The organism is Haloactinomyces albus, assembly GCF_031458135.1.
Lineage (GTDB): Bacteria > Actinomycetota > Actinomycetes > Mycobacteriales > Pseudonocardiaceae > Haloactinomyces > Haloactinomyces albus.
Genome location: NZ_JAVDXW010000001.1, coordinates 2,440,936 through 2,457,228, shown reverse-complemented (window position 1 = coordinate 2,457,228; position 16,293 = coordinate 2,440,936). Strand labels below are relative to the sequence as shown.

15 protein-coding genes are annotated in these 16,293 nt (G+C 67.3%); 9 read left to right on the top strand and 6 right to left on the bottom strand.

The annotated features are described in order from the left end of the window. Positions 1 to 28 precede the first annotated feature (28 nt). The gene (locus JOF55_RS11505) at positions 29 to 1,933 is read right to left on the bottom strand and encodes a dynamin family protein (protein WP_310273396.1); all 1,905 of its coding nucleotides are present in this window, start codon (positions 1,931 to 1,933) and stop codon (positions 29 to 31) included. A gap of 83 nt (positions 1,934 to 2,016) precedes the next feature. Beyond that, the gene (locus tag JOF55_RS11500) at positions 2,017 to 3,564 is read right to left on the bottom strand and encodes a dynamin family protein (RefSeq protein WP_310273394.1); all 1,548 of its coding nucleotides are present in this window, start codon (positions 3,562 to 3,564) and stop codon (positions 2,017 to 2,019) included. A gap of 203 nt (positions 3,565 to 3,767) precedes the next feature. On the opposite strand from JOF55_RS11500, the gene JOF55_RS11495 reads away from it, so the two are divergent. The 6 genes from JOF55_RS11495 (at position 3,768) to JOF55_RS11470 (ending at position 8,925) form a co-directional block, all read left to right on the top strand. After that, complete coding sequence (locus JOF55_RS11495) at positions 3,768 to 4,163, top strand: hypothetical protein (RefSeq protein WP_310273392.1); 396 nt, start codon at positions 3,768 to 3,770, stop codon at positions 4,161 to 4,163. A gap of 78 nt (positions 4,164 to 4,241) precedes the next feature. Next, entirely contained in the window at positions 4,242 to 5,474 is a 1,233-nt protein-coding gene (locus JOF55_RS11490; RefSeq protein WP_310273390.1) for a sensor histidine kinase, read from the top strand. A 5-nt stretch (positions 5,475 to 5,479) separates the two neighbouring features. Next, the gene (locus JOF55_RS11485; protein WP_310273388.1) at positions 5,480 to 6,136 is read left to right on the top strand and encodes a response regulator; all 657 of its coding nucleotides are present in this window, start codon (positions 5,480 to 5,482) and stop codon (positions 6,134 to 6,136) included. 48 nt (positions 6,137 to 6,184) lie between these two features. Continuing rightward, positions 6,185 to 6,988 carry an HAD family hydrolase gene (locus JOF55_RS11480; RefSeq protein WP_310273387.1) on the top strand — a complete coding sequence of 268 codons (804 nt, stop codon included), beginning with the start codon at positions 6,185 to 6,187 and terminating at the stop codon, positions 6,986 to 6,988. A gap of 238 nt (positions 6,989 to 7,226) precedes the next feature. Continuing rightward, entirely contained in the window at positions 7,227 to 8,186 is a 960-nt protein-coding gene (locus tag JOF55_RS11475; protein ID WP_310273385.1) for an ABC transporter ATP-binding protein, read from the top strand. Between the two features lie 4 nt (positions 8,187 to 8,190). Beyond that, the gene (locus tag JOF55_RS11470) at positions 8,191 to 8,925 is read left to right on the top strand and encodes a hypothetical protein (protein WP_310273382.1); all 735 of its coding nucleotides are present in this window, start codon (positions 8,191 to 8,193) and stop codon (positions 8,923 to 8,925) included. Between the two features lie 358 nt (positions 8,926 to 9,283). Here the strand turns inward: JOF55_RS11470 and JOF55_RS11465 are convergent, their stop codons facing one another. After that, entirely contained in the window at positions 9,284 to 9,820 is a 537-nt protein-coding gene (locus JOF55_RS11465; RefSeq protein ID WP_310273380.1) for a universal stress protein, read from the bottom strand. A gap of 203 nt (positions 9,821 to 10,023) precedes the next feature. Here JOF55_RS11465 and JOF55_RS11460 point away from each other — a divergent pair, with 203 nt between their 5' ends. Both JOF55_RS11460 and trmB read left to right on the top strand, forming a co-directional pair. Continuing rightward, positions 10,024 to 10,605, top strand: coding sequence for a hypothetical protein (locus JOF55_RS11460; RefSeq protein ID WP_310273378.1), 582 nt, complete (start codon positions 10,024 to 10,026; stop codon positions 10,603 to 10,605). Positions 10,606 to 10,665: 60 nt separating this feature from the next. Beyond that, positions 10,666 to 11,379: a tRNA (guanosine(46)-N7)-methyltransferase TrmB gene (gene trmB / locus JOF55_RS11455; RefSeq protein ID WP_310273376.1), complete on the top strand. Its 714-nt coding sequence runs from the start codon at positions 10,666 to 10,668 to the stop codon at positions 11,377 to 11,379. A gap of 6 nt (positions 11,380 to 11,385) precedes the next feature. Here the strand turns inward: trmB and JOF55_RS11450 are convergent, their stop codons facing one another. Next, positions 11,386 to 11,529 carry a hypothetical protein gene (locus JOF55_RS11450; protein ID WP_310273374.1) on the bottom strand — a complete coding sequence of 48 codons (144 nt, stop codon included), beginning with the start codon at positions 11,527 to 11,529 and terminating at the stop codon, positions 11,386 to 11,388. Positions 11,530 to 11,773: 244 nt separating this feature from the next. Between JOF55_RS11450 and JOF55_RS11445 the strand changes: the two genes are divergently transcribed. Further along, positions 11,774 to 13,105 (top strand): amidohydrolase family protein, encoded by a 1,332-nt coding sequence (locus JOF55_RS11445; protein ID WP_310273371.1) that lies wholly within the window; start codon positions 11,774 to 11,776, stop codon positions 13,103 to 13,105. A 59-nt stretch (positions 13,106 to 13,164) separates the two neighbouring features. Here the strand turns inward: JOF55_RS11445 and JOF55_RS11440 are convergent, their stop codons facing one another. Then, positions 13,165 to 13,851, bottom strand: coding sequence for an SDR family oxidoreductase (locus tag JOF55_RS11440; RefSeq protein WP_310273368.1), 687 nt, complete (start codon positions 13,849 to 13,851; stop codon positions 13,165 to 13,167). 153 nt (positions 13,852 to 14,004) lie between these two features. Next, a complete protein-coding gene (locus JOF55_RS11435) occupies positions 14,005 to 16,101 on the bottom strand; it encodes a PhoX family protein (protein ID WP_310273365.1) in 2,097 nt (698 codons plus the stop codon). Between the last annotated feature and the right edge of the window lie 192 nt (positions 16,102 to 16,293).

Genomic DNA, 16,293 nt, shown 5'->3' with positions numbered 1-16,293 from the left:
GACAGTTCTCGTGCCCGGCCACGTCCGTTCACTCAGCGCCGTCACGCAGGCCTCGGATGCGGTCCAGCAGCTGCTCGGCTCGCTCGTGCCCTGCCCGCATCTCGTCGAGACGGCGGTCAACGGTCTGCAACCGCCTGCCGCGCTCGGCGGCGTCCACCTTCAATGCCTGCTCCACCTCGTGCAGCTCGCGGTCGATGGCCTCGATCCGCCCGATCAAGGCCTCGTCGAGCGACAGCGAAAGCTGCTGCTCGGCCTCGATGAGCTGCTCGGACACCAACTGCTCGAGAGTGGAACGCGCCTCGGCGATCGCCTCGGCCAACCATTGCTTCAGATGCTGCTTGTCCGCCGCGTGCTTACGCGTGCGGGCCATCCACCAGCCCGTTCCCAGGCCGAGCACGATCGTCACCGGCAGGACGACCGGGCTCAGCGCGGTCACACCGACTCCCGCCAGCGGCATCGCCGCCGCGCGCCCCACACCGAGCCCGCCGGAGACACCCATGAACACCAGCATTTTGTCCTCCGCCGTCGGTGCTCGCCTGTCCGGCGGACGCAGCGCCACGGGTGCCTGGGCACCTCGGGCGAACCGGGAGCGAAGCACGTCGAGTTCGGCGCGGGAGAACAGTTCCGCCAGCGAAGTCTCGGCCACGTCCACGAGCCGGCTCGACAGCATCGCGGCGATTCGTGCGGAGACCATCTGCAGCGCCGCGTCGACATGCCGCGGCAGCTCGGTGAGCTGCTTGCGGTCGGCGGTCTCGATGGCTCGCCGGAACCAGTTCTGCACCTCGCGGATCCGATTGGCGACCTCGTGATTGGTCTCCACCCTGGTGCGCTGAATCTCTCCGCGCAGCTTCACCTGCCGTCCGCGCGTGGAGGAACGGCGGGCGGCCGAGAGCTCGTCGCGGCGCGCACGCAGCGATTCGGCCTCGTCCGCACCGACAGTCAGCGCACGTTTCTCGGTTTCCAGCGTCGCGATGAGCTCGCCCAGCACGGTGGACAGGGCACGCATGGTGTTCGCCTCGCCGAGCATCGCCGATCGGCCGCCGATGAGCTGCTCGAGCGCGGACCGCAGCTCGATGATGCCCGAGCGTTGTCGCAGCAGGTCACCGGCCTGCTCACGCGGTGCCGTCACCGCGAGTTCGGTCATCCGGGCCGAGACGGGGTAGCAGGCGACTTCGGCGAATCGCGGCGCGTGCTCGGCCAGCAGCCTGCGATTCTCCTCCAGTATCCGCCGCCATCCGCGATACCGGTCGGTCTTGGTCAGCGCGAACACCACCGTCTCCACGCGGTCACCGACGTTGTGCAGGAAGTCCAGCTCGCCGCGGGTGAGCGGGGCCGAGGCATCGAGGACGAACAGCAGAGCGGTCGCCGATGCGGCCGCCTCCACCGCCAGTTCCCCATGCGGGGATTCCAGCCCACCCACGCCCGGGGTGTCGACCACGGTGATCCGGTCGAGTGTCTCCAGCGGTGCCTGCACTCGCACGGAGCGCGGCGGAAGCCTGCCCTCGGGCAGTTCATGGTTCGCCGATACCCAGTTGGCCAGCTCGTCGAGGTCGAACGGCACGGGTTCCTGCTGCCCCGGGTAGCAGGCGTGCGCGGCCCACTCCGGACCGTGCTCGAACCGCAGGTAATTCGCCGTGGCGACCTCGGCATCCACGGGCGAGAGTCCTGCGCTGCCGATCAGTGCGTTGACCAGCGAGCTCTTGCCTCGATTGGTCTCACCGACCACGACCACACTCGGTGTGGACGGTCTCGACCGGCGAACTTGCTCGACCCATTCGGCTGCCTTCGGGTCGACCTCGCGGACCAGTGTGGAGAGCTTGTCCCTGGCCTGCTTGACCACTCGGGGCAGGGGTGTGGCGGCGGTACCCGTGCTTCCTCCCGGCAGACTCCCCAACGGACCGGTCGGACTTCCCAACGAACCGGTCGGGGTCATGGTCGCGCTCCTCGATGCGGTATGCACACGGATTCTCACCTTAAGTGGTGCGATTTCACGCCAAAACCGCACCACGGCACCGGCTATCCCCGGCTCGTGAGCTGCCGCCAGATCAGGAAGTACGTACGGTGCACCACATGCGCCACCCGGCTCTGTGCGGGCGTGGCACCGAACGAGGCGAACGAGCGCCACCAACCCGCACGCTCCAACGCATGCTCCACGAGTTCCTGGCGAGTATGCCCCGGCAGCCCCAGTTGCTCACCGACATCGGCGGTGCCGCCGACTCGCAGCACCTCCTCGACGAGGTCGTCGGGCATCGACACCGCCCCGGAGGTCACCAGCGTCAACGCCTCCAGCAGGCGCAACCGGTGCGCTTCGGGCCGGGCAAGCAGGGCCTCGATGGCATCGTGGACCCTCCGGTGCTCGCCGCGATCGCCGGAGGCACGGACCAGCGCACTCACCGAGCCCAGCCCGGCCGCTGCCTTGATCCCGTCCGCACGGGCGCGAAAGACCGAGTCCAGTCTGCTCAGAACCGTCGCCATACCGGAGGAGTCCAGGATCGCGCGCCGGAGGGCACCGGCGGTGATTCCCGGATCGGCGTCGATGGCCTCCAGCGCACGCCCGATACCGTGGAGATCCATCCGCTTCAGCAGGCCACTCCGCACATCCGCCGGAACGGCACACTCCCAGCCGGTGAACAGATCCGCCGACAGCAGCAGCGTGTCCCTGGTGGCCGTATCGAGCCGGGCGAGCTCATGCAGGGCATCGGCATCGGCGGAGGTGAACTCGCCGGTCTCCGCGGTCTCGGCGAGCAGGCCGATGACCGGCAGCACGTCGGCCACCCTGGGCTTGAGCTGCTCGGCCTGTTTCTCGGCGAGCATCGAGGCCGCCCGCCACACGTCTCCGCCGGAGCCCGCCACCGAGTCCGGTTCGACGGTGTCGGCCTTGTTCAACACCGCCACCGCGTTGACCGGCCCGGCGTCACGACTGCCGGTCGCAGCGGTGAACGTCGCCAGAGCCTGTCGGTCATCGGCTCGCACCCCCTGGGTCACCACGTACAAGACGGCCTCGGCCCCGGCCACGGCGCTGCGCGAGACCGGATCGAGTTCACCATCGGCCGCGTGTTCCCGCCCGGAACCGAGCAACTGTTCGGCACGCGCAGCCGAGGCGGCATCCAGTGAGCCCAGGCCCGGCGTGTCGATGACCGTGAGGTCCCGCAGCACGGCATTGGTCAGGTACGCCTCCAGATGCGAAACCCTGCCGACCTCGACTCCGAGATCGGCAGGAATGGCACCGTCGGCGTCGAACGGCAGTGCCTGCTTGGTGCCGTCGTGGAACACGATCTCGACGCGGTCCACGGTGCCGTATTGGAAGCGGGTGACCAGATGCGTGCACTCCCCGATGTCGGTCGGGGCGACGCGGCGCCCGATCAAAGCGTTGACCAGGGTGGATTTGCCGGACTTGATCCGTCCGGCCACCACCACCTGCAGTGGGACGGACAGTCGGTGCAGCACCTCGCGGAAACCGGCGGCCGTTGCCGCGGACACCTGCGATTGCAGACCGGTACACAGCTGCGCCACGGCGGCCGAGAGCGGGCCGTGCGAATACTGGTGCCGTGCTCCCGTACTCACCTCGGGCCCTTCGTTCGAGCAGTCGCGTGAGAAATGTGCGCACCATCCTGCCACGCGGGCACCGGGCAGGAGAGCAACCCGGCGGGTGGACACCGCCCAAAACCCCCGACTGCGCGTTTACGAGATCCATTGCCGTGGGTAATGATGTCCATACGGCCTGTTGCGATCTTGGCGTGCACCGCGCGCGGAAGGATGTGTGGCACATGGAACCGGGCGTACTGTCCTATGTCGTTTTCCTGATCATCGGGGTCGCGCTCGTGTTCGTCGACGGGAGGCTCATCCGGCGCAGCGGAGAGACCTACCTCGAGGAGGTCTACCCCGATCCGAAGGTCGCGGATTCCGTGAACCGCCTCATCACGGTCCTGTTCCACCTGGCCGTTCTGGGCATCCTCGCCTTGTTCTCCACGGCCGAGATGAATGTCGGCAGCCCGATCGAAACCGTCGTCGCCCGCACCGGCGTGATGCTGCTCGTGCTGGCCGTGGCGCATGCGATCACGATCTGGGCGCTCTCCCGGATCCGCTCGCGCCAACGGGAGCAGCGGATGAAGGCCGAACTCACCACCCGCGCCGAGGAACGGATGGAACAGGACCGCTCCTGAGGAGCTACGACCTCGGGGGAGCGTGCCTGCCGCCATGGGATGACGTCCGCCCACCGGCGCCTTCCCTACGCTGACAGCGTGCGGAGATTGAGTCTGTGGATGCGCGCGCACCCGGTGGCAGGCGACAGTGCCGTCGCCATGCTGCTGCTGGTGCCGGAAGTGCTGATTTTCCTGGTCGACAGCGCGGGCACCACGACACCGGTCCGGTACGTCCTCGCGAGTGCCCTGCTGGTCGGCCCCTTGGCGCTCCGGCGGACGATGCCGATCCCGGCTGCCTGCACCGTGCTGCTGGGTTTGCTGGTGCAGCAGCTCGATCAGGCCACCATGGTTACTCGCCCCGCAAGCCTGGCGCTCGAGATCACGCTGTATACGCTGGTCGCCTATGTCGGCCGGAAAGTGGCCGCGCTCTACACCGCTGCCGTGTTCGTCCTGTCCGCGGTCGGTACGGTCCAGCAGGCAACCGGGTTTTTCGAGGCGGGCCTCGCGGTCGCGCTGCTCTTCCTGCTGTTGCAACAAGGGGTGCAACTGGCTTTCTGCTGGGTACTCGGCGAATTCGTCGGAGCACGCCGCGCCTATCAAGCCGAGGTCGAACACCGGCTGCGCAGCCTGGAGTTCGAACAGGACCAGCAGGCCCGGATCGCCGTGGCGGAGGAACGCAACCGGATCGCCCGCGAACTCCACGATGTTCTCGCGCACTCGGTGAGCGTGATGGTGACCCAGGCCGACGGTGCCGCCTACGCGCTGCGCAGCAAGCCCGAACTCGCCGAACAGGCCGTGCACACCATCGGCACCACCGGCCGGGAGGCCCTGACGGAACTGCGCAGCCTGCTGCAGGTGCTGCGCAATCCGCAGGAGGAAACCGGTCGGGAACGTAGTCCGCAGCCCTCGATCTCCGCCATCGAATCCCTGGTCGAACGTGTTCGCGCTCTCGGGCTGCCGATCGAACTGGAACTCGACGGTGACCTGAAGAACCTCCCCGCAGGGCTCGGCCTCGGGGTGTACCGCATCGTGCAGGAGTCGCTGACCAACGTGCTCAAGCACGCCGGGTGGAAAGCCTCCGCGTCGGTACGGATCGGCCACGACGGCCAGTGCGTCGAGATCGACGTGTCCGACACCGGTGCGAAGGGGATACTGCCACCGTTGGCTTCGGGTGGTAACGGCATGGTCGGCATGCGCGAGCGGGCAACGGCCTACGGTGGCTCGTTCGAGGCCGGTCCCCGCGACGGAGGTGGTTGGCGCGTGCACGCGGCACTTCCGCTCACCGGACTCCCGCTCTCGCGCTCCGCTTCCGCGCAGGGACCTCTAAGCTGATCCGCATGGCTCGGGTGCTACTGGCGGATGATCAGGAACTCATGCGCATGGGACTTCGCATGGTTCTCGATGCGCAGGAGGATGTGGAGGTCGTCGGCGAGGCCGCCGACGGTGCGGACGCCGTGGAACTTTCCCGGAACCTCCGGCCCGACGTCGTGCTGATGGACGTTCGGATGCCGGTGCTGGACGGGGTGGAGGCGACCCGGCGGATCGCCGGCGATGGCAGTGCCAGAGTCCTCGTGATGACGACCTTCGACCTGGACGAGTACGCACTTGCGGCATTGCGCGGCGGAGCCGCCGGGTTCCTGCTCAAGGACACCCCACCGGACTCCCTCATCTCGGCGGTGCGCTCGGTGGCGGCCGGAGACTCCGTGGTGTCTCCGAGCGTCACTCGGCGACTGCTGAACCACTTTCTCGGCGAATCCGGCGGCCGACTGCGGGATGCCTCGATACTGGAGCTACTCACCGAGCGCGAGCGCGAGGTGCTGGCACACACGGCAAGGGGGCTGTCCAACACCGAACTGGCCGAGCGCCTGTTTCTGTCCGAGGCCACCGTGAAGACGCACATCGGACGTATTCTGTCCAAACTCGACCTGCGCGACCGCGTGCAGGCCGTCGTCCTGGCCTACGAGACCGGCCTCGTGCGCCCCGGCGAGGAATGAGCGCCTTCTCCATCGCCGAGACCCGGCACTGACGACTAACCTGCAAGGGTGTCCGAAACAGCCGCGTACAAGCCCCGACTCATCGCCCTCGACGTTGACGGAACCCTGCTCGATCCCGAAACCCAGACGGTCTCCGCAGGTGTCCGCGACGCCGTCCGCCGAGCTGTCGATGCGGGCAGCCATGTCGTCGTGGCCACCGGCCGCAGCATGCTGGGCACCCTGCCGATCCTGGACGAACTGGGGTTGCGCAGCGGTGCCGCCCTGTGCTCCAACGGTGCGATCAGGCTGGACGCAGCCACCCGCGAAACCGTCGCCATCGAGACCTTCGATCCGGCGCCGGTGCACGCGCGGTTGTCGGCCCTGCTTCCCGGCTCGAACTTCGCGGTCGAGCAGGTCGGCACCGGTAGCCTCGTGACCAGCTCGTTCCCGCAGAACCTCCTGCACGGCCCGCAGCGGTCGGTCGACGTCGAGGAACTCATCAGCAAACACGTCCCCCGCATGATCGCGCACTGGGCGGGACACACCACGAAGGAAGCCGCCGAGGCGCTCGACGGCGTGCTCCTGCCCGCCAGCACGTACACGATCGACCATTACACAACGTGGATCACCGTCGTACCCGACGGCGTCACCAAGGGCTCCGCCCTGGAGAAGCTCCGCACCGAGCTCGGCATCGCCGTGGAGGACACGTTCGCCGCGGGCGACGGCGACAACGACATCCGGATGCTCGAATGGGCCGGACACAGCGTGGCGATGGGTCAGGCACCGGCAGTGGTGCGCGCCACCGCGACCGAGGTCACCGGCACGGTCGCCGAAGACGGCCTGGTCACGTCCTTGGACCGTTGGTTCCGCTGAGCCGCTCCCACTGAGAAGAGCGGCAGCCTACAGCTGCTCCCTCCTGGAGATTCCCTTCCGGAGGACCCCGAGATCCTCATCCGGACTCCGGGGCGATCTACGACCTGAAGCGGATATCAAGTCCAGACCGAGGACCGATGCGCCCTGCACTCCTGGAGCGGCATCCTGGTCGGCACATCGGCGCCGGAAGCCCAGGGTCGGGCTCCGGCCGCCTTCGACGATCTGCACAGGAGTGATCATGATCGAGGCTGTCGGCCTCACCAAACGCTACGGATCGACGGTGGCGGTCAACGATCTGTCGTTCACCGTGAAACCGGGCCGGGTCACCGGTTTCCTGGGCCCCAACGGAGCCGGAAAGTCCACCACCATGCGGATGATGCTCGGGTTGGACCGGCCGAGTGCGGGCAAGGTCCTCATCGACGGTCGCCCGTATCGGGAACTCAAGCACCCGCTGCGCACCGTCGGTGCGCTCGTCGAGGCCACCTGGGTGCATCCGAACCGATCCGCGCGCTCCCACCTCCGCTGGCTGGCACGTTCCAACAACATTCCCAAGCAGCGGGTCGACGAGGTTCTCGAAGTGGTCGGCCTCGAACAGGTCGCCCACCGACGTGCGGGCGGGTTCTCGCTCGGTATGTCGCAACGCCTCGGTATTGCTTCCGCACTGCTCGGTGATCCGCAGATCCTGCTGTTCGACGAGCCCGTCAACGGACTCGATCCCGAGGGGATTCACTGGATCAGGCAGTTCATGCAACGGTTGGCCGCCGAGGGCCGGACGGTTTTCGTCTCCAGTCACCTGCTGTCCGAAATGTCGCTGACCGCCGAGGAACTGGTGGTGGTCGGCCGCGGCGAGCTCATCACCCAGTGCAGTACCGAAGAGTTCGTCGAGGGGGCGAGTACCGCCTCGGTCAAGGTCCGCTCGCCGCAGGCCGAGCAGCTGCGCGACCTGATCACCGCGCGAGGGCTGCCCGTGCAACCTGTCGATCCGCGGACTCCCGACACTCTCATCGTCGATGGCGCACTCAGCGACGGTGTCGGTGAAATCGCGGCCGAAGGCGGAATCGTGCTGCACGAGCTTTCGCCGCAGCGCGGTTCGCTGGAGGAGGCATTCATGCAGCTCACCGGTCAGGCCGTCGAGTACCGCACCGGTTCCGACATGCCGAACGAGAACACCACCACACTCACGACGACCGGAAAGTGAAACGATGACTCTGCTCGCTGTTGAACGCATCAAACTGTTCTCGACCCGCTCCCCGTGGTGGTCGATATTCCTCGCACTGGGGCTGACCATCGGCTTCGCCGGGATGATGGCACTCCAGAGTGGACCCGAGTTCCCGCTGTCGCTATCGATGACGCAGACCGGTTACCAGTTCGGACTCATCGTCACCATGGTGATGGCGGTGCTGGCCGTGACCACCGAGTACCGCTTCGGCACCATCAAAGCCACCTTCCAGGCGGTGCCGAACCGAGCGGCGGTGCTGCTGGCCAAGACCGCCCTCATCGCCGTTCTGGCCCTGCTGATCGGCGAGGCCGCCGCATTCGGCTCGTGGGGAGTCGCACAGGTGGTCGCCCCGGAGGCCGATCTCGCGATCACCACGGCCGAGCATTGGCGCCAGCTCGCCGGGCTCGGTCCGGTCTTCGCCGGTAGCGCGGTGCTCGCGCTCGCCGTGGGTATCCTCATTCGACAGACAGCGGGCGCGACGAGCCTCGTGCTGGTCTGGTCGATGCTGGTGGAAGGTCTGATCGGGATGATCCCGACGATCGGCCAGGACATCCAGGAGTGGACGCCTTTCATGATGGCCGATCACTTCCTGAGCGGTTCCGTGGGCGGCCCGTACGATATGCCCCTGAGCCCCTGGGGGTCGCTGGTCTACTTCCTCGCCATCGCGACAGCACTGCTGATCATCGCGCTGGTCACGGCACATCGCCGGGACGCGTGACAGGACATATCGTCCATGCCGTTACCCAGTGTTACCCATCCCGGTGGAGAGACTGGTCACCCCGGACGATAGGATCGAAACAGCGATCGCAGCCGCAGCATAGTCCACTGTGCTCTCGCTTTCGATGGTGATGAGGATGGAGCACCGAGTCCGGTGTGGACACCCGTGTGGAATGTGATCAAGGCACAACCGAAATCGACCGACTGCAGTAGCGCTCGGGGGCGCCGGCGGTCGGGACGGGGGAGGACCCGGGCTGTCATTCGGGGGATGGCCCGGGTCCTGTGCTTTTCCCGCGAATGCTTCGTGTTTTTCGGCTAAAAGAACCCGTGCTTCGATGAAATCGAATACGAAAAGTCGCTCAGATACTCGGGCGTACGACGAGAACCGGACAGGCAGCGTGCCGAACGCACTGTTCGGCCACGGAGCCCAGCATCAACCCGGAGAAACCGCCCCGGCCACGATGTCCGACGACGAGCAGATCCGCTCCGCGTGACGCGGAGAGCAGGGCCTGCGGGGACGGCGAGTGCACCACGTGCATGCGCACTTCACATCCGGGTTCGTTCCCGATCTTGTCCGCCAGCAGTTGCTCGGTTTCGGTGCGCACCATCTCCTCGTACTGCTCGAGGCTCGGCACTGTGCCGGTCGGCCAATCCTTGGGCAGCGGTGTCGTTCGCATGCTCCATGCACGCACGATGTGCAGGACAGCGCCGCGCCGTACGGCTTCCTCCGCCGCGACGGCCAAGGCGCGCATCGAGGAAGCCGAGTTGTCCACGCCGACGGCCACTCCGCCGTCGATGGTCACTCGTTCCTGCGTCTGCTCCGTCACTTCCCCACCCCACTTCCGGGTCACGGGATTGCCGAGGCGGTCCACCCAGAACCCAACGAAGGTTGCCATATCGTTATCTTGAACACAATTTGACTCTTTTCGTCACATTTTTGGTCACTTCTGGTACTGCATGGAGTAGAAGGTGTTGTCCCGGTCCGGCATTGCCGGAGGATCACCCGGAGCGCCCCGGGTGGGGAAGCCGGTGGGAAAGCACTGCCGCGAGAGTCGCCGACCAGGCGTGCTCGCATCTTTCTCGAAGGAGGCGGTGAGTCGTGACCCGTTTTACCGAATGCTCGACAACTTCAGTACCTCGGAATCCGATTCGCGTTTCACGTCCGCAGTCCGATGTCCGGCTGGAACCGCTACCACGCCTGGAATGGTCACTGGCCACGGAATTCTCCCCGCCGGAGGGTGAAGCTCTCTCCCCCGAATCCACTCGCCATGGCTGGATCCACCGCGCACCGGAACACCAGGTGCTGACCCTGTTCCGGCGACTGAACGGATCGTCCGCGGGCCACCTTCCCGCTCCCTGGTGGCTGCCCGCGCTCGACCGGGGCGAGCTGCCCTCCCGCGCTGCGGCATTCTCCCTCGAAGACACGCTGCACACGTTGCTGACCAGCCGATCCGGTTGGGTCTTCATCCCCTGGGTGGCTCCGGGAGAAACCGTGTACTGGGAGTACGGCCCCTCCGACCGGACACCCATGACGATGCCGACCACCGTCGTCCTGACCGACCGGCATCCCGGCTGGATGAACGTGGTGCCCGCCCACACCGACACCACACCCGCACAACCGTTCCCGATACGGACAGTGGCCGAACTCGAGCGGCTCTTACCACGGGTGGAATCGTGGTGACCCGAGAACGGCCCCGACACCCGACCGAAACACCATGCGAGTTTGCGATACTGGCTCTCCGTGAATGCTTCTGACCAGCAAGTCCCCCACCGGCGTACGGTCGTGAGCTACGTCCAGCGCGGCGAGCGGATGACGAGCGGCCAGCAGCGTGCCTGGGACCGGTACTGGACGGAACTGGGCAGCGAGATCTCCTCGCTGCCCGAAGGGCCCCTGGATGCCACCGCATGGTTCGACCGTGACGCACCGCTGGTGTTGGAGATCGGCTCCGGTATGGGCGAAACGACCGCCCAGCTGGCCGCGGACCAACCGGCGGCCAACCACGTGGCCATCGAGGTCTACAAACCCGGCCTGGCACAGCTGCTGCTGCGGGCGGAGACCCTGGGCGTGGACAATCTTCGGCTCCTGCGCGGCGATGCGGTCGTGCTGTTGCGCGAGCACATCGAGCCCGGCGCGCTGTCCGAGGTACGTATCTTCTTCCCGGATCCGTGGCCGAAGAAACGGCATCACAAACGTCGGCTCGTACAGCCGGACACCGTCGAGTTGATCGCCTCGCGGCTCGTGCACGGAGGCGTGCTGCATCTGGCGACCGACTGGAGTCAGTACGCCGAGCAGATGCTGGAGATCTGTACGGCGCAGGGCATGCTGCGCAATCTTCATCCGGAGAGCCCGGATGGGTGGGCACCGCGTCCGCCCTGGCGGCCGGTGACGAAGTTCGAGCAGCGAGCGCACGAGGAAGGACGGGTCATTCACGACCTGCTGTTCGAGCGCGTCTGAGCGGCCCTAGTAGGAAGTGCTTCTGCGCGGTGCTCGCTCACCGTTGTGTCTGGCCTCCCAGATATCGGGCAGGACCGAGCTCAAGGCCATGAGCAGCAGCACTCCCAGCGCCAACACGGTGCCCGTCGTCGCCAATACACTCATCATCATCGCGTTCCCTCCGTCCAGCGGTGCCGCCTACCGAGCGTGGTAGGTCAAGCGCCATCGGTGAATCGGCCATGTGGTGCGGAACTGAGGCCATTCGGCCATGAATATGGCCGGTTATGCCTAGCGATAGGTCCGTTCGGGTGACAATGCGGTCGCTGCGTGAGCGCTCTCGTTCGCTCGAACCACCCGACCGATCAGCGACCCCTGGCCGAGTCCGATGCTGTAACGCATCGTGCAGAATGCGGGTATGCCGATCGCCTTACGTCTGCACGCCCCGGTGATCCTGCCCTGTGATGCGGCCTGCTCGGTGATCCGGGATGCCGTGGTGGACATCGACGGCAACGGCCGCATCGCGTACTGCGGAACACGTACGCGGGCTCCGGCGCTTCCGCACGACACCGTCGTCCGGGAGTGCACGGGAGTGCTGTTGCCCGGGTTGATCAACGCACACGCGCACAGTCCGATGACTCTGCTTCGGGGGATGGGGGGCGACCTGCCGCTGTTGCGGTGGCTCCGCGAGGTGGTCTGGCCCGCCGAGTCGCGGCTGCGCCCGTCCGACGTGCGCGCCGGAATGGCACTCGGTGCGGTGGAGATGCTGCGGGCAGGCGTGACGACCAGCGCCGAGATGTACTTCGTCGGGGAGTCGGTGGTGGAGGCCACGCTCGCCGTCGGTTCCCGAGTGCTGCTGACCTCGGCCGTGATCGCCGCTCCGGACCTGAGCACGCTGGGTAGCTGGCAGCAGATGGTGGAGGGGGTCAACCGGTGGATCGATGCCGACGGGCTGCGTTTCGGTCCGGGCGAGCGCATCGAACTCGGCTACGGACCCCACTCGGCGTACACGCTGCCTCCCGAGGCACTGCAGGTCATCGGGGAGAACGCACAGCAGCGCGGTGCTCTCGTGCACACCCACGTCGCGGAAAGCTCAACGGAGGACGCCGAGCTGCGGCAGCAGTACGGATCCGTTCCGATGCTGCTGGACGAGCTCGGTGTTCTCGACGGTCGTGTGCTGGCCGCGCACGGTGTTCATCTGTCCGACGAGGACATCGCACTGTTCGCGCGGCGCGGGGTCGGTCTCGCCCACTGCCCCGGCTCCAACGCCAAGCTGGCCTCCGGCACGGCGCGGCTGGTCGATCTGCTCGCGGCGGGAGTGCCGGTGGGACTCGGCACCGACGGTCCGTCCAGTAACGACGACCTCGATCTGTGGGAGGAAGTCCAGCTTTCCGGCATGCTCGCCCGGTTGTCCACAGGAGACTCCACGGCGGTGACGGCCCGATCCGCCCTGCTGGCCGCCACGCGAGGTGGGGCCGCCGCGCTGCACCGGGAGGACATCGGTGCGCTCGAATCCGGCCGCTGGGCCGACATCGTGCACGTGGATGTCGACAATCCCGCCTTCGCGACGGGGCTGGACGCACCCGACGAGCAGCTCCTGTCCAACCTGGTGTGGGCGGCGGGCTCGCGCAGCGTCCGGGACGTCTGGGTCGCTGGTGCGGAAGTACTGCGGGACAGCGAACCCACCCGCGTCGACCGCCGTTCCGTACAGGCGGCGGCACGTACTGCCGCCCAGCACGTCCGCGGCTGAGTGGTTCCTGGGAGAGGCTGAAGTTTCCTGGAAAACATCAACCCCACCGAACCGCCGTCTCAGGCGGAGGGTCGGACGGTGATCTCGGTGAGGTGGGCATCGGCGGGAGCCCGCACGGCGGAGGCGATGGACTCGGCGACGGATTCCGGACGCAGATAGCGCTCCGGCTCGAACGCACCGCCTTCGGAATCGCGGACACCGCGCTGCATGTCGGTGGCAACCCGGCCGGGAAACACCGAGGTGACCCGCACACCGTTGCCGAACTCCTCGGCACGGAGCACGTCGGCGTAAGCACGCAGGGCGAACTTGCTGGCCGCGTACGAACCCCACTGCGGTTTCGCCGCCAGCCCGGCACCGGAGTTGACGAGCACCACATGCCCCGATGCCGAACGCAACGCGGGCAGCAGCACCCTGGTCAGCTCGGTGACGGCGAACACGTTCAGGTCGAAGGTGCGCCGCCACGAGTCCACCGACACCTCCGACACCCCGCCCAGTTCGATCGTGCCCGCACTGTGGACCAGGACGTCCAGCGTGTCGATGTCGCGAGCCGCCTCGGCCACCGCCTCGTCATCGGTGAGTTCGAGGGGCCAGGCTCGTGATCCCGGGATTTCCTCGGCCAAGGACCGCAGCGCATCGCTGTCACGACCACCCAGCAGCACCTCGTGGGTGCCGGACAGCGAGCGTGCGACCGCGGCGCCGATACCACGGGAAGCACCGGTGATCAGCGCGATCGGTCGTGAAGCCATACCCGCACCGTATCCCACGAGACAGGCGTCTCCTTACCGCGACGGGTCCTCCGCGGCGAGCCGGATCCGGCCGGTGCGACGTAAGAAATGCGCAAGGAATGCGGAGGCCTCCGGCATGTCACAGCTCTCGAAGGCCTCCGCGCGGCAGGCGGATCAGCGGCGGCCGATCTCGCCGGGTCGGTTCCCCTCCTTGCGCCACACCGCGGCCACCGAGGGGCGCGGCTGCGAGTTCCCGCCGTCGGGCCAGTGCGATGCGGGATCGTCCGCACTGGCACCGTCGACCTCACCGGGGTGCTGGACGCACACGGTCACCACGCTGTCGGTGATGACCGGCCCGCACGTTTCGGCTCCCTTCGGCACGGTCAGGAACTGCTTGACGTGGCCACGTTGCGATCCGTCGACCGGAACGGCGAACAGCCCGTCGTTGGATCCCAGCTCGTTGCCATCGGTGCTGATCCACAGGTTGCCGTGCCGGTCGAAGGCGACGTTGTCCGGGCACGAGATCGGGCTGACCCGGCTCCTGTCGAACCCGCCGAAGTAGGTGTTCGGGTCGTTCGGGTCACCGCAGACCAGCAGCAGGTTCCAGGAAAACTCGGTCCCCGCCGGGTTCTTGCCGTTCTCCCGCACCTCCAGCACGTGTCCGTGCTTATTGCCGACGCGCGGATTCATCTCGTCGACACCGGCATGCCCGGCGGCACCCCGGTTGGAGTTGTTCGTCAGCGCACAGTAGACACGGCCGTTGACCGGGTTGGGCTGGATGTCCTCCGGACGGTCCATCTTGGTGGCTCCGGCGGCGTCGGCGGCCAGCCGGGTGAAGACGTAGACCTCCTCGGCGGTGAAGCCCGGCACGTGGGACTTGTTCCCGCTGGCCAGCGGAAGCCACTCGCCGCTGCCGTCGAACCGCCCGTCCGCGGGCAGCTTGCCGCTACCGTCGATCTCGGAAGCGGGGCTGTCCCCGGTGAATCGGGCGACGTAGAGGGTGCCGTCGTCCAGCAGGGACATGTTGTGCCGCCGGGCGTGGGCGCTGCGGCCCTGTTTCATCCTGCCGCTCGAGACGAACTTGTAGATGTACTCGAAACGCTCGTCGTCACCGCTGTAGGCCACGACACGGCCGTCCTCGGCCACCGTGATGGTCGCGCCCTCGTGCTTGAACCGACCCAGTGCCGTGTGCTTGACCGGCGTCGAGTCGGGATCGTGCGGATCGGTCTCGACGATCCATCCGAACCGGTTCGGCTCGTTCGGCTCCTTGCCGACATCCCAGCGCCGGTCGAACCGCTCCCACTTGCGGGTACTGGCACCGGTGCCGATCCCGTACCGCTCGAGCCGCCTGCGCGCCTGCGGATCATCGACCGTGTCGGCATGGGCGAAGTACTGTTGGAAGTTCTCCTCCCCGGAGAGCATGGTGCCCCACGGGGTGATACCGCCCGCGCAGTTGTTCTGGGTGCCGAGCACCCGGGTGCCGGTCGGGTCGGCGGAGGTCTTGAGGTGGTCGCTGCCCGCCGCGGGGCCACGCACCTCGAACTCCGTGTTCAGCGTGATCCGGCGATTGTAGTGGCTCGGGACCGGCGACAGGCCTCCGTCGGCGGTGTCGCGCCGCACCATCAGCACGGACTGCCCGTGCGCGGCCCATGCGATGCGCACCTGCTGCTCGGTCGGGTTGTTCTCGTCGTAGCCCGAGAACATCTGGGGCTCGCTGGTGTACTCGTGGTTGACCACGAGCAGGTTGTGCACACCGGCCCCGTCCAACGGGATCAGGCCCGCGAAGTCGTTGTTGTAGCCGAACTGCTGTTCCTGGGCGGCGGCCGTCTGGCCGTCGAAGTCGAACTCGGGCGCGCCGGGCACGACCGGGTCACCCCAGCGGACGACGACGCCCTGCTCGTAGCCCTCGGGGACGACGACACGGTCCGCGGTGTTGGGTTCCACGGGGTCGAAATCCGTACCGGCCGCCGCACCACCGTCCGGACCGGAAGGGGGTGGCGTGGTGGGCTGTGCCGCTGCCGTGGCCGTGCTGCCGAGCGCTGCGGCACTGCCGGCGGCCAGAGCCACCACCGCGGCTCCCCTCAGCGCGTCCCGACGACTGAACGCGCTCTCCACGATGTCACCGAAGTAGGCGTTGCCCGAGGGGTTGGGCGCATCGTGTGCGCAGGCGTTGCCGCAGCGGTACTGGCAGGTCACCGCCGATCGGCTCGCGGAGTGCTGAGGCAGGAGCGCGAGCGGGATGACCCGCCCGCCGTTCGGTCTGTCGGACATACGACCCTCCAAGGCTGCTGCGGAGCGAACACCGGCACGCTATGCGGACCGGGCGACCGGGAAGTGAACAGCGACGAAACGTGTGCTCGGCGTGTTCGATGTCTCATCCACGGCTCGTGGAGGAGTCGATCACCGTTTCGGCACTGCTCGCTACCCCCGGTATTCCCGCTGCCTACCGAGGAGGGCTTTCGG

Coding starts and splice junctions, on each gene's coding strand:
- JOF55_RS11475 (WP_310273385.1), top strand. CDS start 7,227: ATGATCGAGGCTGTCGGCCTCACCAAACGCTACGGATCGACGGTGGCG.
- JOF55_RS11465 (WP_310273380.1), bottom strand. CDS start 9,820: ATGGCAACCTTCGTTGGGTTCTGGGTGGACCGCCTCGGCAATCCCGTG.
- JOF55_RS11485 (WP_310273388.1), top strand. CDS start 5,480: ATGGCTCGGGTGCTACTGGCGGATGATCAGGAACTCATGCGCATGGGA.
- JOF55_RS11470 (WP_310273382.1), top strand. CDS start 8,191: ATGACTCTGCTCGCTGTTGAACGCATCAAACTGTTCTCGACCCGCTCC.
- JOF55_RS11495 (WP_310273392.1), top strand. CDS start 3,768: ATGGAACCGGGCGTACTGTCCTATGTCGTTTTCCTGATCATCGGGGTC.
- JOF55_RS11435 (WP_310273365.1), bottom strand. CDS start 16,101: ATGTCCGACAGACCGAACGGCGGGCGGGTCATCCCGCTCGCGCTCCTG.
- JOF55_RS11445 (WP_310273371.1), top strand. CDS start 11,774: ATGCCGATCGCCTTACGTCTGCACGCCCCGGTGATCCTGCCCTGTGAT.
- JOF55_RS11450 (WP_310273374.1), bottom strand. CDS start 11,529: ATGATGATGAGTGTATTGGCGACGACGGGCACCGTGTTGGCGCTGGGA.
- JOF55_RS11440 (WP_310273368.1), bottom strand. CDS start 13,851: ATGGCTTCACGACCGATCGCGCTGATCACCGGTGCTTCCCGTGGTATC.
- JOF55_RS11505 (WP_310273396.1), bottom strand. CDS start 1,933: ATGACCCCGACCGGTTCGTTGGGAAGTCCGACCGGTCCGTTGGGGAGT.